At 57.7% G+C, this 15,469-nt stretch carries 18 protein-coding genes and 1 pseudogene; 13 read left to right on the top strand and 6 right to left on the bottom strand.

Annotated features, from left to right (window positions below; all coding sequences use genetic code 11):
- Positions 1 to 501: 501 nt before the first annotated feature.
- Both ACA057_RS04635 and ACA057_RS04630 read left to right on the top strand, forming a co-directional pair.
- Positions 502 to 2,544 (top strand): S-type pyocin domain-containing protein, encoded by a 2,043-nt coding sequence (locus ACA057_RS04635; RefSeq protein ID WP_497346283.1) that lies wholly within the window; start codon positions 502 to 504, stop codon positions 2,542 to 2,544.
- Positions 2,541 to 2,798: an immunity protein gene (locus ACA057_RS04630; RefSeq protein WP_497346281.1), complete on the top strand. Its 258-nt coding sequence runs from the start codon at positions 2,541 to 2,543 to the stop codon at positions 2,796 to 2,798. Before ACA057_RS04635 ends, ACA057_RS04630 begins: the two co-directional genes overlap by 4 nt.
- A gap of 58 nt (positions 2,799 to 2,856) precedes the next feature.
- Here the strand turns inward: ACA057_RS04630 and ACA057_RS04625 are convergent, their stop codons facing one another.
- From ACA057_RS04625 to ACA057_RS04605, 5 genes and pseudogenes are all read right to left on the bottom strand, one after another.
- Positions 2,857 to 3,768 carry an SDR family oxidoreductase gene (locus tag ACA057_RS04625; protein ID WP_497346279.1) on the bottom strand — a complete coding sequence of 304 codons (912 nt, stop codon included), beginning with the start codon at positions 3,766 to 3,768 and terminating at the stop codon, positions 2,857 to 2,859.
- Between the two features lie 239 nt (positions 3,769 to 4,007).
- Complete coding sequence (locus ACA057_RS04620) at positions 4,008 to 4,910, bottom strand: alpha/beta fold hydrolase (RefSeq protein WP_497346277.1); 903 nt, start codon at positions 4,908 to 4,910, stop codon at positions 4,008 to 4,010.
- Positions 4,910 to 5,692, bottom strand: a complete 783-nt coding sequence (locus tag ACA057_RS04615; RefSeq protein ID WP_497346275.1) for a class II aldolase/adducin family protein — start codon at positions 5,690 to 5,692, stop codon at positions 4,910 to 4,912. Before ACA057_RS04615 ends, ACA057_RS04620 begins: the two co-directional genes overlap by 1 nt.
- Before the next feature lie 130 nt (positions 5,693 to 5,822).
- Positions 5,823 to 5,930: pseudogene (locus tag ACA057_RS04610) on the bottom strand (LrgB family protein); the annotation flags it as partial.
- A 21-nt stretch (positions 5,931 to 5,951) separates the two neighbouring features.
- Positions 5,952 to 6,407: a flavodoxin gene (locus ACA057_RS04605; RefSeq protein ID WP_497346273.1), complete on the bottom strand. Its 456-nt coding sequence runs from the start codon at positions 6,405 to 6,407 to the stop codon at positions 5,952 to 5,954.
- A gap of 146 nt (positions 6,408 to 6,553) precedes the next feature.
- On the opposite strand from ACA057_RS04605, the gene ACA057_RS04600 reads away from it, so the two are divergent.
- Both ACA057_RS04600 and ACA057_RS04595 read left to right on the top strand, forming a co-directional pair.
- On the top strand, positions 6,554 to 7,030 hold the full coding sequence (locus ACA057_RS04600) for a PAS domain-containing protein (protein ID WP_497346271.1): 477 nt from the start codon (positions 6,554 to 6,556) through the stop codon (positions 7,028 to 7,030).
- Positions 7,031 to 7,084: 54 nt separating this feature from the next.
- A complete protein-coding gene (locus ACA057_RS04595; protein WP_401356277.1) occupies positions 7,085 to 7,690 on the top strand; it encodes a hypothetical protein in 606 nt (201 codons plus the stop codon).
- Positions 7,691 to 7,693: 3 nt separating this feature from the next.
- On the opposite strand, the gene ACA057_RS04590 is transcribed toward ACA057_RS04595, so the two are convergent.
- Positions 7,694 to 8,653 carry a MerR family transcriptional regulator gene (locus ACA057_RS04590; protein WP_497346269.1) on the bottom strand — a complete coding sequence of 320 codons (960 nt, stop codon included), beginning with the start codon at positions 8,651 to 8,653 and terminating at the stop codon, positions 7,694 to 7,696.
- Positions 8,654 to 8,865: 212 nt separating this feature from the next.
- Between ACA057_RS04590 and ACA057_RS04585 the strand changes: the two genes are divergently transcribed.
- From ACA057_RS04585 to ACA057_RS04545, 9 genes are all read left to right on the top strand, one after another.
- Positions 8,866 to 9,435: an antibiotic biosynthesis monooxygenase gene (locus tag ACA057_RS04585; RefSeq protein WP_497346267.1), complete on the top strand. Its 570-nt coding sequence runs from the start codon at positions 8,866 to 8,868 to the stop codon at positions 9,433 to 9,435.
- Positions 9,436 to 9,592: 157 nt separating this feature from the next.
- Positions 9,593 to 10,303 (top strand): dihydromonapterin reductase, encoded by a 711-nt coding sequence (gene folM / locus ACA057_RS04580; protein WP_497346265.1) that lies wholly within the window; start codon positions 9,593 to 9,595, stop codon positions 10,301 to 10,303.
- A gap of 21 nt (positions 10,304 to 10,324) precedes the next feature.
- Entirely contained in the window at positions 10,325 to 10,900 is a 576-nt protein-coding gene (folE, locus tag ACA057_RS04575; protein ID WP_497346263.1) for a GTP cyclohydrolase I FolE, read from the top strand.
- Positions 10,901 to 10,902: 2 nt separating this feature from the next.
- A complete protein-coding gene (folX, locus tag ACA057_RS04570) occupies positions 10,903 to 11,274 on the top strand; it encodes a dihydroneopterin triphosphate 2'-epimerase (RefSeq protein WP_401356262.1) in 372 nt (123 codons plus the stop codon).
- A 111-nt stretch (positions 11,275 to 11,385) separates the two neighbouring features.
- Complete coding sequence (locus ACA057_RS04565; RefSeq protein ID WP_059403283.1) at positions 11,386 to 11,682, top strand: DUF1244 domain-containing protein; 297 nt, start codon at positions 11,386 to 11,388, stop codon at positions 11,680 to 11,682.
- Positions 11,675 to 12,013: a HopJ type III effector protein gene (locus ACA057_RS04560; protein ID WP_497346261.1), complete on the top strand. Its 339-nt coding sequence runs from the start codon at positions 11,675 to 11,677 to the stop codon at positions 12,011 to 12,013. The genes ACA057_RS04565 and ACA057_RS04560 overlap by 8 nt, the downstream gene beginning before the upstream one ends.
- A 132-nt stretch (positions 12,014 to 12,145) precedes the next feature.
- The gene (locus ACA057_RS04555; protein WP_497346259.1) at positions 12,146 to 13,396 is read left to right on the top strand and encodes a 2-aminoadipate transaminase; all 1,251 of its coding nucleotides are present in this window, start codon (positions 12,146 to 12,148) and stop codon (positions 13,394 to 13,396) included.
- A 289-nt stretch (positions 13,397 to 13,685) separates the two neighbouring features.
- Positions 13,686 to 14,660 (top strand): amino acid ABC transporter permease, encoded by a 975-nt coding sequence (locus ACA057_RS04550; protein ID WP_497346257.1) that lies wholly within the window; start codon positions 13,686 to 13,688, stop codon positions 14,658 to 14,660.
- Between the two features lie 69 nt (positions 14,661 to 14,729).
- A complete protein-coding gene (locus tag ACA057_RS04545; RefSeq protein WP_497349809.1) occupies positions 14,730 to 15,458 on the top strand; it encodes an amino acid ABC transporter ATP-binding protein in 729 nt (242 codons plus the stop codon).
- Positions 15,459 to 15,469 lie beyond the last annotated feature (11 nt).

Below are 15,469 nucleotides of genomic sequence, written 5' to 3'. Positions count from 1 at the left end.
TCGCTGTTTTTCCTTTGCCGGCAAGCGCTTATGCTGACCGGGCTTTCAAGGCGAACGGCCTGAAAGCACGAAGCAATGACGCGTGACCCGCCCGCGCCATGGGCAACAGATTTCAGATGAATTGAATATTTCGACTCATCACCCCGTGTTCACTGACGTTGATTTATAGCTCCTGATCAATCGTCTTACTTTGGCCGCTGCGTTTGCAGCGGCCTTTTTTATGGGCGAGTTTTAGCGCCAGGTACTTAAAACAGTCCTACAAGAAATTTCCTATAACAGCATAGGAAACATCTTTTTCAGCAAAGGATAATCTTTCCTTTGTTCCTTCCTTGTCGAAACCCCTCTCGACATCACGAGTAAAAACTCACACGTCTCTCAGACCCATTAATTTCAATATCGCTGTAGCTTGAAATGGCACAAAACGACAACTGGCATCCATTTTCCGGACAACCAACCAGCCACCCATTTTAAAAATATGAAGCACATTCAAAGGATATGAATATGCAAAAGCCTCCAGGGCCGCACGACAAAAACAGACCAGGCTTTCTTAATATCGATACGCCTGTCGTAACAATAGGTGTTGCACCCGACCACATGATGCCCGCCCCTCGAACATCAAATGACAATAGAGCAGGGCCATTCGGTCACGGCTTCGTGGGGACCTACAATCAAAATATGGTAACGATCCAACGCACAACCAAAGCACTGGAGCAAGAACTTCAGGTCCGAGCCAGTCAACTACCGAATTCCATTGAGTCCGAACTTGCAGCGGTTAGATCTGAAGGCCCCACTGATCCTGTTCCGCCGATTCATTCAATAGTCCGCGAACTGGGCGTTTTAAATAAGCTTTGGCAAATAAAAGTCGCTGAACATAATAATAAAATAGCAACTGCCAATGCGTTTTACGGAGGAGATCCTTTCTACCGGCATACTAACGAATTCATGGTAAAAGCCACGACGCTGGAAAAGTGGCCGGGACCGAACGGCATCGCCATGCAGGCCCTGAATCAATCACTCAGAGCCGCTGTTGACGTCAGGTTACTGTCGCAAACCATACACTCGCTAAATCAGCGATCTCTTAATCTGCAGCATTCCCTCAGTGTTTTGCAGGCGTCTGAACAAGCGCGCATTAAGGCAGAAGCTGAAGCACTGGCACATGCTCAAGAGCAGGCACGATTAACCGCGCTGGCAGAGGCCGAACGGTTGGCCGCCGAGCAAGCACGAATTGCCGCTGAAGCCGCCGCTCGGTACATCGCTGCTGAACAGGCACGTCTCGAAGCTGAGGCCGAGGTTCAGCGACAAGCCGAGCAACTGCGCCTCGAAAAGCAACAGCAAGCAGAGGAAGAAGCACTACTCAAAGCGATGGAGTCACTGGACGCGGCTCAAATTAATCGACCATTTCCCGTATCCGGATCAGTGGCAGCATCTGGCCCAGTGTTCACTGTTGCAGCAGGGACACTCGCTACAGATGCGGCGATTTCCCTCGCCATTAAAACTGCCCTACAAAGAGCCGTGGCGGGAGTGATTGCAGCATCCGTCACATCGGCAGGTGCGGTAGTTGGCGGGTTTGCAACGCTGCTATTCCCCTCATCACTGGGTAACAGCGACCTACACGCCTTAAGTGTGCCGCTCTCCGACCTCACGCCCAACCATCTCGATGACTTACATGCGATTGCCGCAGTCAATGGGAACGTCGAACTGCCGGTAGTGATCGGTTTCAGAAATACGGATTACACAACGGAGTTTTTTGCTGCCGCCGCAAATGGAACGACGGTGCCCTCCAACGTCCCGGTGCGGCTAGTCACTTTCGATCCCGGTTTGAATGCTTATAGGACCTATAGTCCGGATGCAGCTTCGACCGGAATGACCTGGACACCAATTGTCCGGCCGGAAAACGCGTCAACGACTCTTCCTGCGCAAGAGCCGAGCATTGTTGCCTACAACGGCACGACTATAACCGCTGTCGACGGAAGAATAGATACATCCCCGGCGCTGGATTTTTATAGCTTTGGTGGATTCGTCTATGTATTCCCGATTGAGTCGGGTATTCCGCCGCTGTATGTCGTATTCAACAGTCCTTACGAGGGCGCGACGGTCAAAGGCGGATTCAGTGGACGCTACTACAATCCGGAGCAAGCAGGGGGGCCTATAGTTCACTTGAACTGGCGCACAGCAGTGATCACCCGAATAGGAATAGACACTGTCAGATTACATACTGCTCGTTTCGAGCAATCCGACGCTAACGACATCATGATTAAGCGTCTTGACAAAATATTCAACGGACAACTAGACATAACAGATGCTGACCTGCGCTACTACACCCATGAAATACGGGAACTGGAGCGATACAGAGCACTCGGTTATAACGACGACGTCTCCCCTTCCGATGACTCTTCAGCGTGGAACAATGCACATACAGCTACGCTTGAGGATTACCAACTCGGAAGCGAGCTTTCACTCCTTTACACCGAAGAAGCAATCAATGCGATGAATGCACAAGACCAAAGAGAATACGAAAAAGACATCAAGGGGCGTGAACAATGAGTACTGTCGAGCAAATCATAAAAAACGAACCTGTAGAAGATGTTGTTTCAGTGTTCGCTTTATTCAGAACTGCCTCAGCGGTGGATAGGATGTACGGATGCTTCCGTCAAGAAGTTATATTAAAAGGCGAACTGGTGAAAGCTTATAACGTGCTGTTCAAGGAAGGTGTATTAATGAGTGACGAAAATGGCAAGACGGTCAAAGGTCCAAACTGGAAAGCCCCTGACTTTTTCATAGAGAAACGATACGTCTGAGGTGGTCTAAATTTTCAATACCAAGCCGCACAGTGCTGCGGCTTGGTATCTCCATCTATTAAATCGAATACCTCTGCAAATTCCCCATCATTTCCTTCAACGCTTCAATATTGTCCTTCGGATGCGCCGCCCCTTCGAAATCACAGATCTGCGCCCAATGTGCCGCCACATCTTCCGGCGAGAACCCCACACGAGGATCAAACCCAGCGCCCAGGCTACGCTCCCAACGCACCTTGCCCATCCAGCCGCCACCGACTTCAAACAGTCCCGATGTTTCCTGGCAATTCTGGCTGGCCAGGTAAACCACCAACGGGCTGACCAGCTCCGGTTTGAGTTGTTCGAACACCTGCGGCGGGATCAAGCCTTCGGTCATGCGGGTGCCGCCGGTGGGGGCGATGGCGTTGACCAGGATGTTGTTTTTGCGGCCTTCGATGGCCAGGGTGCGGGTCAGGCCGTAGAGGCCGAGTTTGGCCATGCCGTAGTTGGACTGGCCGAAGTTGCCGTAAATGCCCGAGGTCGATGCGGTGAAGATGATGCGCCCGTAGTTTTGCTCGCGCAGGTGCGGCCAGGCGGCGCGGGTGACTTTGTAGGCGCCTTCGACGTGGACGCGGTAAACCAGGTCCCAGTCGCCGTCTTCCATTTTGTGGAAGGTCTTGTCCCGCAGGATGCCGGCGTTGTTGACCACCACGTCGACACGGCCGAAAACGTCGAGGGCGTTCTGAACGATTTTGTCGCCGTCGGTGACGGAGTCGTGGTTGGCTTCGGCGATGCCGCCCGCTTCGCGAATTTCCGCCACCACACGGTCTGCCGCTGACGCGTTGGCGCCTTCGCCCTGAGCCGAGCCGCCGAGGTCGTTGACCACTACTTTGGCGCCCTGTTTGGCGAACAGCAGTGCATGCGCCCGGCCAAGGCCGCCACCTGCCCCCGTGATGATCACGACTTTATCTTCGAAGCGCACAGACTCATTCATTGGGGGGACTCCAGCAGGCCAGGGGACAATGGGGTCCAGTGTCGGGCACGGCGCTGCGGGTCACAATGAACTGGGGTGAGGCTGAATGGTGCGCGATAAGGCTGGGGGATGATGAGTTTGAAATAGGGGTGAATGTAAAAGATCGCAGCCTCGTTGCACTCGACAGCGCCTACATTGGGATGGTGTACACCCTGTAGGAGCTGTCGAGTGCAACGAGACTGCGATCTTTTCGGCCCGATTCAGGAACACGCGGCCTTGCGCGGCGCGGAAACCAGTCGGTCGCGAAACGCCAGATAGTGCTTGAGCACCTGCCCCGGCGCCTCGGTCTGCGGGTAGTGGCCGATGCCGGGCAACAGGACCGTGTCCGGGTTCGGGATCAGCTCCCGATAGCGCTCGACCATGTGGCCGCCGGAAATCGGATCGACCTCGCCGTCGATCACCCGCAGCGGCACTTCATCACGCTGCATCGCGCCGACCCAACGGTCGCGCTGGGCACGTCGCTCGGGGATGTAGGCGATCAGTTTGTGCATGATCCGTGGCCCGTGATTGCTCTCGACCAGGCTCCAGAAATCGTCCATCTCGCTTTCGCTGGGGCGGCTCTGCGGACCGAAGACCTGCCGGAAACTCTTCACCAGACCGTCCCGGGAAAAGGCGCGGCCAATCATCCATCCCAGGGGGCTGAGCAGCAGTTTTTGCATCAGGATCGGGCGATGGGTTTCGGGAAACAGGCCGCCATTGAGGAACACGCAACTGGCGATATGAATGCGCGCTTCGTAATGCCGGGCCAGCAGTTCCTGAGCCACGCTGTCACCGTAATCGTGAGCGAGCACATGCACCGATGGCTCGACTTTCAAGTGTTCCAGCAACGCCTGTTGCAGGTCGGCCTGTTCCAGCAGGCTGTATTCGTGGTTCACCGGTTTGGCGGAGTCACCGAAGCCGAGCATGTCGCAGGCAATCACCCGAAAACGCTGAGTCAACGGCTGCCACAGGTAATGCCAGTCCCAACTGGCGGTGGGAAAGCCATGAATGAGCAGCAGCGGTTCACCCTGCCCCGCCGTCCAGTAGCGGACAGTGTGGCCACGGAACACGAACGTCTGGCCGCGTTTGCGCCAGACACACAGAGGGATCTCGGCGAGAGGCATCAGAGTTTATATCCCGCGTCTTGTTTATCGAGTTTGCGCAGCAGCGCTGGCCACGCCAGTGCACCGCCCATCCCTTGAGCGCTTTTGGTGACGCCGGCAATCATCGCCTTGGCGCCCGCCAGAATCTGCGGTTCGATGGCGATCAGTTCGGCGCCGCCGTTCTGCGCCAGCACCTGGATATCGCAGGCACGCTGGAAGGTAAACATCATCAGAAAGGTATCGGCGATGGTGCCGCCACAGGTCAGCAGGCCGTGGTTGTGCAGCATCAGGAAATTGTTTTCGCCGAGGTCGGCTTGCAGTCGCGCCTTCTCTTCGTGGTTCAGCGCCACGCCTTCGTAGGCGTGATACGCCAGGCTCGACAGGACAAATAATGATTGCTGGCTGATCGGCAAAACGCCTTGTTTCTGCGCCGACACCGCGACGCCTGCCGCCGTGTGCGTGTGCAGCACGCAAACCACGTCGTGACGCACTTCATGCACCGCGCTATGGATGGTGTACCCCGCCGGATTGATCTCGTAGGGACTGTCCATCAGCTTGTTACCGGCCTGGTCGACCTTGACCAGGCTCGACGCGGTGATCTCGTGGAACATCAGCCCGAACGGGTTGATCAGGAAGTCTTCAGTGCCCGGCACCTTGGCCGAGATGTGCGTGAAGATCAGATCGTCCCAACCATGTTGGGCGACCAGACGGTAGCAGGCAGCCAGATCGACACGGGTCTGCCACTCGGCGGCGCTGACCTGGTCTTTGATAGTGGTGGGGGATTGGACGGGGGCTACGCTCACGGCAAGGAACTCCTGTTCTTATTGTTTTGCTCACGTAAAGCAGTCTAGTCAGCCCCCGAGGTTCGTGTAGTTGCATTGGCAGCCAGCTTGATGGCCTAGCGAGTCAGCGCGCCGACACTTTGGATCCGTGTCAAAGTATTGCCGTCAGCAATGGCGCCGCGAACACGTTCAGCGGTCCTGTCAGAACCATGACCGGCCCCGCCACCGAACCTTCTTCACCGCCGACTTCATGGGCCCGCCCCGTTGCGCGAGCGGCCGTTCAGCCCTGCAGCGCGCTGACCAACTCTGCCAGCCAAGGCTCGGCGTCGGTCTCCGGGGTCACGCTTTCACTGGCGTCGAGGCGCAGCATCGGCAGCACTTCGCGGATGCCCAGTTCGCCGAACAATTCGCGCATCAACTCGCCGCCACCGCAGAACGTGTCGCCGTAACTCGCATCGCCCAGGCCGATCACGGCGCCCGGCAAACCACGCCAGGCGGCCGGCAACTGGTCGCGAATCGAGAAATACAACGGTTGCAGGTTGTCCGGTAATTCGCCCATGCCAGTGGTGGACGTCACCGCCAGAAAAGCTTCGGGACCGAAGGCCTGCACATCGGCGAGGCTTGCGCGCGGGTTGTGAAAGGTTTCGAAACCTGCGGCTTGCAAAATGCTCGCGGCATGGCGAGCGACTTCTTCAGCCGTGCCGTACACCGAGCCGGAAAGGATGGCGACTTTCATCAATCTGATCCTGAAGCTGAGTAAAAAGACGGAGATATTAACAGCCGCAGCCCAGAAGATGCGATACGCTCTCAATAAGCGCTGACGGCCAGTGCCTGATGTGCTTCCAGCATGCACCGCTCAATCAACGTGGAAAGGATTCTCTGATGATCAACGCCCAATTGCTGCAAATGGTGATCAACGCCTCCAATGATGGAGTCGTGATTGCCGAAAAGGAAGGCGAGCTAGACAACATCCTGATTTACGTCAACCCGGCGTTCGAGCGCCTCACCGGATACACCAGTGAAGAAATCCTCTACCAGGATTGCCGTTTCCTGCAATCCGGAGACCGTGACCAGGAGGCTCTCCCGTTGATTCGCGAGGCGCTGCAAAAGGGCGACTCCTGTCGGGAAATCCTCAGGAATTACCGCAAGGACGGAACGCCGTTCTGGAACGAGCTGTCCCTTTCGACGGTAAAAAACCCGAGTGATGGGCAGACCTATTTTGTCGGGGTACAGAAAGACGTCAGCGTGCAGGTCAAGGCACAGCAGCGAGTTACGCAGCTCGAAGCGCAGCTCGCAGAAGTCCAGGCGGAACTTGCCGCTTTAAAAGCGACGAACGGCAAAAACAAAACCGCTAATTAATTGTCATTAACTACAATCACCGATGGGTTTGTAACTTTTTCTTTCGAGCAGATCATGCAGCGCGACGCACTCCTGACACAGGATGAGCTGGATTTTATCCAGACCATGCAACACAACCCGCAACTCAATGTGCGGGATGCGACGTCGAGCCTGCTCGTCAACGGTGGCTCGCAGATCCGTGATTTGCTTACGCGCCTTGCCGCGCATGAGCAAGTCACTATCCAGGCCAACTTTGAAAACCAGCAAATGACCTTCCCGCTGCACTTGGTGGAAGACGAGTTTCATGCGCTGCATTTGCGCCTCGGCGTCCCCAGCATCTATGAAGACGGGCCGTCGGTCCGGCCATGGCGGCTGGTGCTCGAAGAGCCGGTGGCACTGGAAAACGCCAGCGGCCAACCCGGCACGATGTGGGTGCACGAAGTGTCGTTCAAAGGGGTTTTGCTGGAAGTTCGCAACAGGACCAAACCACCGAAACATTTCGCCTTGTGGTTCAGCCCTTCAGGCTATGAGCGAATCGCATTGCGCGGCACGTTCGAGAAAGAAACCGAACAGGGTTTCTATGCCTACCAGCTGAGCCAGAGCGACAAGGACGAAACCGAGCGCCTGCGCCAGTACATTCTCCAGCAGCATCGCCTGACTCATCCCGCCATGCACCTCTGAATTTCAAGTGTCCAGGTTACCGGCCAGTAACTGTTTCAGACGCTGACGCATCACCACTCCTTCGCGCCCCAGGCAACCGATCGACGAACCGGCCAGGCTTTCCTGCGCCAGGTCGGACGCATCACCGGCCAACATCAACTGACAATCGAGACTCATGGCCAGGCGATTCAAACGCCGTGGCAATTCGGTGGTCGGCGCGTGATTGGAAATCAGCACCAGCGCCTTGGGCTTGATCCTTTCGCAGAGCAAGGTCAATTCCTCGAATGGCTGACCGATAGCCAGCACTTGAATCGCCGAATCGACACTGCTCAGAAACAGCGCCGTGACCAGCACGTCGAGTTCTCGGCACTGATCGGCCAAGGCGCAGACAATCACTCGCCGAGGCTGCATCACACGCACCAGCAGCAGGCGCTGCAACACCCGGGAACGCAAAAAGCCATCGAGGAAAAGCCACGCGCTGGCCTGACCGAACGCTTCCTGGCGCTGCAACAATCGGGTCCAGAGCGGCATCAGGATGTCCTGAAACACCACCGTCAGGGGGTAACTGGAAAAGATCTGTCCATAGACCTGCTCCAATTGAACCTCGTCAAAGTCATTCACTGCCGCCTGAACCTGCCCTTGCCATTGCGCGTAGTCAGCCTGCACCCGTTCAGTGGGAATGATCTGCGCCAGCGTCTTGAGCGGTTCGGACCTGGCCAATATCTTGCCGACCTTGCTGCCGGCAACGCCGCGATCGATCCAGCCGATAATGCTGCGGACCCGATCGATATCGGTCATCGAGTACAGCCGATGCCCGCTTTCAGTGCGGGTTGGCTGGATCAGACCATAACGACGCTCCCATGCGCGTAGCGTGACTGGATTGACCCCGGTCAGGCGCGCCACCTCACGAATCGGAAAAAGCTCTTCCCGTTCAAGAGAGGCAGCGTTTGGCACACCTGGATTAGCGTCAGTCAGGACAGGCATTTTGTCGGCATACGTCCTTGTATAAATTGGATCCCATTCTACCCCTCTTGCCCCATCACCCTTCAACCCATTGATCGGCACCGATTGTCACTGACGCCACAGGCCGAATCAGGAATAATCCTTGCTAGTCCCAAGACGCAGCCCACCACCCCGGCGCTGCGCCTGGCGGAGCTCCTACCCGGAGTGACGCGTTTGTCATATGGAGATACACAATGTCTACCTCACCCGTCACGCTGATGGTTGCCCGCCGCGTCGCCGATGGACGTTATCAGGACTTGATCGCCTGGCTGCGCGAGGGCGAACAACTGGCCACCGACTTTCCCGGTTATCTCGGCTCTGGCGTGCTCGCCCCGCCGCCCGATGATGACGAATTCCAGATTATCTTCCGCTTTGCCGACGAGCAGACCCTGCACGCCTGGGAGCATTCCGTCTCGCGCACAGCCTGGCTCGGGCGCGGCAGCGATCTGTTTGCTCACCCTATCGAGCATCGGGTCAGCGGTATCGAGGGCTGGTTCGGCGCTGCCGGGCAACGTCCACCACGCTGGAAGCAGGCCGTGGCGATCTGGCTGGCGTTCTTCCCGGTTTCGCTGCTGTTCAACGTTGTGCTCGGGCCACTGCTCGGCGAGATGAGTCTGCTGCCTCGCGTGCTCATCAGCACCTTGTGCCTGACCCCGCTGATGGTCTACTTCTTCATCCCGTTGTCGACCCGCCTGCTGGCCAACTGGCTGAATAGCACGCCTGCACGTCGATTGCCCGCCGAGCCCTCCACCCAGAATCAATAACCCTTGTAGGAGCGAGGCTTGCCCGCGAATGGTGCAACGCGGTCCATCGGTCAAACCGCGTCATCGTTCTTCGCGGGCAAGCCTCGCTCCTACAGGACGTAGGTGAACATCGACCGTCGCTGGTATAGTTTTGCTCTCACCGCGACGCGAGCCGTTCATGACCTCTTCCGCAGCTCCGATCCTCATCACCGGTGCCGGCCAGCGTGTCGGCCTGCATTGCGCGCAGCGCTTGCTCGAAGACGGCCATCCGCTGATCTTCAGCTACCGCAGCGAGCGCCCCGGCGTGCAAACCCTGCGCGACCTGGGAGCGACCGCGGTGTTTGCCGACTTCTCCACTGAAGCCGGGATCTTCGCCTTCATCAGCGAATTGAAAACCCACACCGACAGCCTGCGGGCAATCATCCATAACGCCTCCGAATGGTTGGCCGAAACGCCGGACACCGACGCCACGGCGTTCACACGCATGTTCAACGTGCACATGCTTGCGCCGTACCTGATCAACCTGCATTGTGCGGACTTGCTGCAACGCACAAGCCCCGCCGACATCGTGCACATCAGCGACGACGTGACGCGCAAGGGCAGCAGCCAGCACATCGGCTACTGCGCCAGCAAAGCCGGGCTCGACAGCCTGACCCTGTCCTTTGCCGCGAAATACGCGCCGACAATCAAGGTCAACGCAATTGCGCCAGCCCTGCTAATGTTCAATCCCGACGATGACGCGGCCTACCGCGCCAAGACGCTGGCCAAGTCCGCGCTGGGCATCGAACCCGGCGCTGAAGTGATCTACCAGAGCCTGCGTTATTTGCTCGACAACCCTTATGTCACCGGCACGACCCTGACCGTCAACGGCGGACGGCACGTCAAATAAGCTGCCCCGCGAGGATGTTCCATGACGTTATCCCTGCCCCAGAACGCCCTATCCCAGAGCTATCGTGAAATCCTCATCGGCCTCGGTGAAAATCCCGACCGCGAAGGCCTGCTCGACACCCCGGTACGCGCGGCCAAGGCCATGCAGTACTTGTGTCATGGTTACGAACAAAGTGTCGAAGAGATCGTCAACGGTGCGCTGTTCGCGTCCGACAACGATGAAATGATCATCGTCGACAACATCGAGCTGTACTCGCTCTGCGAACATCACATGCTGCCCTTCATCGGCAAGGCCCATGTGGCTTATATTCCAACGGGCAAGGTGCTGGGCCTGTCGAAGATTGCGCGGCTGGTGGACATGTTCGCCCGTCGCCTGCAAATCCAGGAAAACCTCACCCGGCAGATCGCCGATGCGGTGCAGCAAGTGACCGGCGCGGCGGGCGTCGCGGTGGTCATCGAAGCCAAGCACATGTGCATGATGATGCGCGGCGTCGAGAAACAGAATTCGACCATGAACACCTCGGTCATGCTCGGCGCCTTCCGCGACTCGAGCAACACCCGCCAGGAGTTCCTGCAATTGATCGGACGGAGCAAGTAGCAATGCCACAACTTCAACCAGGAACGGCACGCATCCGGGTCAAGGACCTGTGCCTGCGGACCTTTATCGGGATCAACGAGGATGAAATCCTCAACAAGCAGGATGTGTTGATCAACCTGACCATCCTGTATGCGGCCCAGGAAGCGGTGCGTGACAACGACATCGATCACGCGCTGAATTACCGCACCATCACCAAGGCGATCATCGCTCACGTGGAAGGCAATCGCTTCGCCCTGCTCGAACGCCTGACCCAGGAGATTCTCGACCTGGTCATGGCCAACGCGTCGGTGTTGTACGCCGAGGTCGAAGTCGACAAGCCCCACGCCTTGCGTTTCGCCGAGTCGGTGTCGATTACGCTCGCCGCGAGCCGCTAAGCTTCAAGCTTCAAGCTTCAAGCTTCAAGCTTCAAGCGGTAAGCTAAAGGCCACCGCCATCCAACTTGCAGCTTGAAGCTTGCCGCTTGAAGCTATCTCGCAGAGACTCCCATGACCGAGCAACAACGCCTGGAACTCGAAGCCGCCGCCTTCCGCCGACTGGTCGCACACCTGGACAGCCGTAAGGATGTGCAGAATATCGACCTGATGAACCTCTCCGGTTTCTGCCGTAACTGCCTGTCCAAGTGGTACAAGGCCGCGGCGGATGAACGCCAGATCGAGGTCAGCCTCGACGATGCCCGCGAAGTGGTTTACGGCATGCCGTACGCTGAGTGGAAAGCCCAATACCAGCAAGAAGCCAACGCCGAACAACAAGCGGCGTTCGCCAAAGGAAAACCCAATGAGTGATTTGAACACCCTGCGCGCCAGCCTCCAGAGCGGCGAACACGTATTTGCCGACACCCTGGCGTTCATCGCCGCCGGTTACGATTACCAGCCCCAGGCGTTCACCAATGGCAGCGTGGAAAACGCCGCCGGGCAGAACGAAGGTTCGTGCAAGACCTTGGGTCTGGCGCTGCTGGAAGGCTTGAGCGATGAAGAAGCGCTGCTGGCATTCGGCGAGCATTACCGCTCGGTGGTGGCGACGCCCGAGGGCAGCGACCACGGCAACATCCGCGCGTTGATTGCTCATGGTCTGGCCGGTGTGAAGTTCTCTCAGCAACCGCTGACTCGCCGCTGATTCAAACTTAAAAGATCTTCCAAGGCACATCCCGACTTTTAAGATTGACCCGGCGACTTTATTTCGTTTGCCGGGTACCGCTGCTCACGGCTTAGATAAAAAGAAGCAACCCTTCTTCTGAGTCAGGTATCCATGAGCAGCGAAACCATCAGCCAGTCGATCAACATCGTTCACCCCGTCACACTCAGCCACGGCAAAAATGCCGAGGTCTGGGACACCGATGGCAAACGCTACATCGATTTTGTCGGCGGCATCGGCGTGCTCAACCTCGGCCATTGCCATCCGCGCATCGTCGAGGCCATTCGCGAACAAGCCACCCGGCTGACTCACTACGCGTTCAACGCCGCCCCGCATGTGCCCTACATCGAACTGATGGATCGCCTGACGGCGTTTATCCCGGTGGATTACCCGGTCAGCGGCATGCTCACCAACAGCGGCGCCGAAGCGGCAGAAAACGCCCTCAAGATCGTCCGTGGCGCCACCGGCCGCACGGCCGTGATCGCCTTCGACGGCGCCTTCCACGGCCGCACCCTGGCCACCCTCAACCTCAACGGCAAAGTCGCACCCTACAAACAGAAAGTCGGCGTGCTGCCGGGCCCGGTGTACCACCTTCCCTATCCCAGCAAAGACAATGACGTGACCTGCGCCGACGCCTTGAAGGCCATGGATCGACTGTTCAGCGTCGAAATCGATGTCGATGACGTCGCCTGTTTTATCCTCGAACCGGTGCAGGGCGAGTCTGGCTTCCTGGCGATGGACATTGAATTCGCCCAGGCACTGCGGCGCTTCTGCGACCAGAAAGGCATCCTGCTGATCGCCGATGAAATCCAGTCCGGCTTCGGCCGCACCGGCCAGCGTTTCGCGTTCTCACGACTGGGTATCGAGCCGGACCTGATCCTGCTGGCCAAAAGCATTGCCGGCGGTGTCCCGCTGGGTGCGGTGGTCGGACGCAAGTCGCTGCTCGACACCTTGCCCAAGGGCGGGTTGGGTGGCACCTATTCGGGCAATCCCATTGCCTGCGCCGCCGCGTTGGCGACTCTGGATGAAATGACTGACGCGAATCTGCAAGCCTGGGGCACGCAACAGGAAGAAGCCATCGTCAGCCGTTACCAAGCCTGGCGCGCCAGCAAGCTGTCGCCGTATCTGGGCCGTTTGACTGGCGTGGGTGCGATGCGCGGCATCGAGCTGAGCAACGCCGACGGCACACCGGCATCGGCACAACTGACCCAACTGCTGGCGCTGGCGCGAGACGCCGGTTTGTTGCTGATGCCCAGCGGCAAGTCGCGCCACATCATTCGGCTCCTGGCACCGCTGACCACCGAAGCGGTGGTGCTGGAGGAAGGGCTGGACATATTAGAAGCGTGTCTGGCGAAACTTTCCTGAAAAGCAAACTACGATCAGGGACTGACATAGCGAATTATGTTCGCTTGTAGTCGCCGATTTGGCGTCGCAATACTGACCAAAGACCCGACTCATGCCGATCAATTAACGGAAAACGGAAAACGAAACTGTAGGAGCCAGGCTTGCCGGCGAAGGCGATCTCAAGGACGCCTTCGCCGGCAAGCCTGGCGCCTGCATAAAATAAAAAACAGTTCGCCTGACCGTTCGAAATTTGCCAAACACCCTCATTTTATTTAGCGAGATCACGACCACCGACAAGCCTGAGGCATTCATGTATCACGACAATATAATTTATAAAAAAAAGTCCAATGATCCTCAATTCCTGCTTGGCGTCGCCGTGGTGTTGTTTCTCGGCGCCTACCTGATGAACCTGGGTAACAGCGCCCTCAGCCATTTCCTGCAGCCATTGCTGGGCGATGCCCCCGACAGCCTGCCCGCACGCAACATCGCCATCGGCCTGGCGATCGCCTTTCTGGGCACGCTGAACTTCCACGTCCTCGGACGCTTGAAATTCAAGGTGCAGACCACCGTGGTCTGGATCGAACTGCTGATCCTGTTCCTGGCGTTCTTCGACACCTTCGACCTCTCCTACAGCTTCATTCTCGACAAGATCGGCTTCCTGATTATCCAGGGCACCGCCACCACGCTGTACATCTCCGCCATTGCGATTGTGATTGCCTTCGTGCTGGCGTTGATCGGCGCGGTGGCCAAGCTGTCGAACAACGGCCTGGCCAACGCCATTGCCTCGTTCTACACCTCGTTCTTTCGTGGTGTTCCGCTGCTGATTCAGATCTACCTGATTTACCTGGGGCTGCCGCAACTCGGTTATGTGGTCGACGCGGTGCCTGCCGGCATCCTCGCATTGTCCCTGTGCTACGGCGCCTACATGACCGAGATTTTCCGCGCGGGTATCCAGAGCATTCCGGTCGGCCAGTGGGAAGCCTCACGCGCCCTGGGCATCAGCCCGTTCAAGACCTTGAGCCGGGTGATCATGCCGCAAGCCTTGCGGGTGATCATCCCGCCCACCGGCAACCAGTTCATCGCCATGCTCAAGGACAGTTCGCTGGTGTCGGTCATCGGCGTGTGGGAATTGATGTACCTGGCCAAGACCCAGGGTCGCGCGGACTTCCGCCACCTGGAAATGCTGATCACCGCCGCGATGATTTACTGGGCCCTGTCGTTCATCCTCGAACGGGTGCAAGCGCGGATCGAAAAACGGGTCAACCGATCCATCGCAAGGGGTTGATGCGTGATGACTCGAACCACTACCGCTGAACGACTCGACCTGGCGCCTGTTTCACAGGCCAGTCCCTCCATGATTTCGATCACCGGCCTGAACAAGTGGTACGGCGATTTTCACGCCTTGCGCGATGTCGATCTGAACGTCGCCACCGGCGAAATCCTGGTGGTGTGCGGGCCGTCGGGCTCGGGCAAGTCGACGATGATTCGTTGCATCAACCACTTGGAAAACTTCCAGAAAGGCCACATTCAGGTCAACGGCATCACCCTCACCAGCGAGGCAGAAAGTGTCAGCGCGGTGCGCCGGGAAATCGGCATGGTGTTTCAGAGCTTCAACCTGTTCCCGCATTTGAGCGTGTTGGACAACCTGACCCTGGCGCCGCAATTGGTGCAGGGCGTGTCGAGCGCCGAGGCCAAAAAACGCGCTCAGGTTTACCTGGAACGGGTGCGCATTGCCGAGCATGCGCACAAGTACCCCTCGCAACTGTCCGGTGGCCAGCAGCAACGCGTGGCGATTGCCCGGGCGCTGTGCATGAACCCCAAAGTGATGCTGTTCGACGAACCTACCTCAGCCCTCGATCCGGAAATGGTCCACGAAGTGCTGGACGTCATGGGCGAACTGGCCACCGACGGTATGACCATGATTTGCGTGACCCACGAGATGGGTTTTGCCAGCAAGGTCGCCGACCGCGTGCTGTTCATGGACCAGGGCCAGGTCATCGAACAAGCCACCCCCGCCGAGTTTTTCAACAACCCGCAAACCGAACGCGCACAGAAATTCCTGTCACAGATCATTGGTCACTGAGCACCGTTTTG

The organism is Pseudomonas sp. LBUM1661, assembly GCF_059695925.1.
Note: the sequence above shows the minus strand (reverse complement) of the source record. Positions and strands in the feature narration are given on the sequence as shown.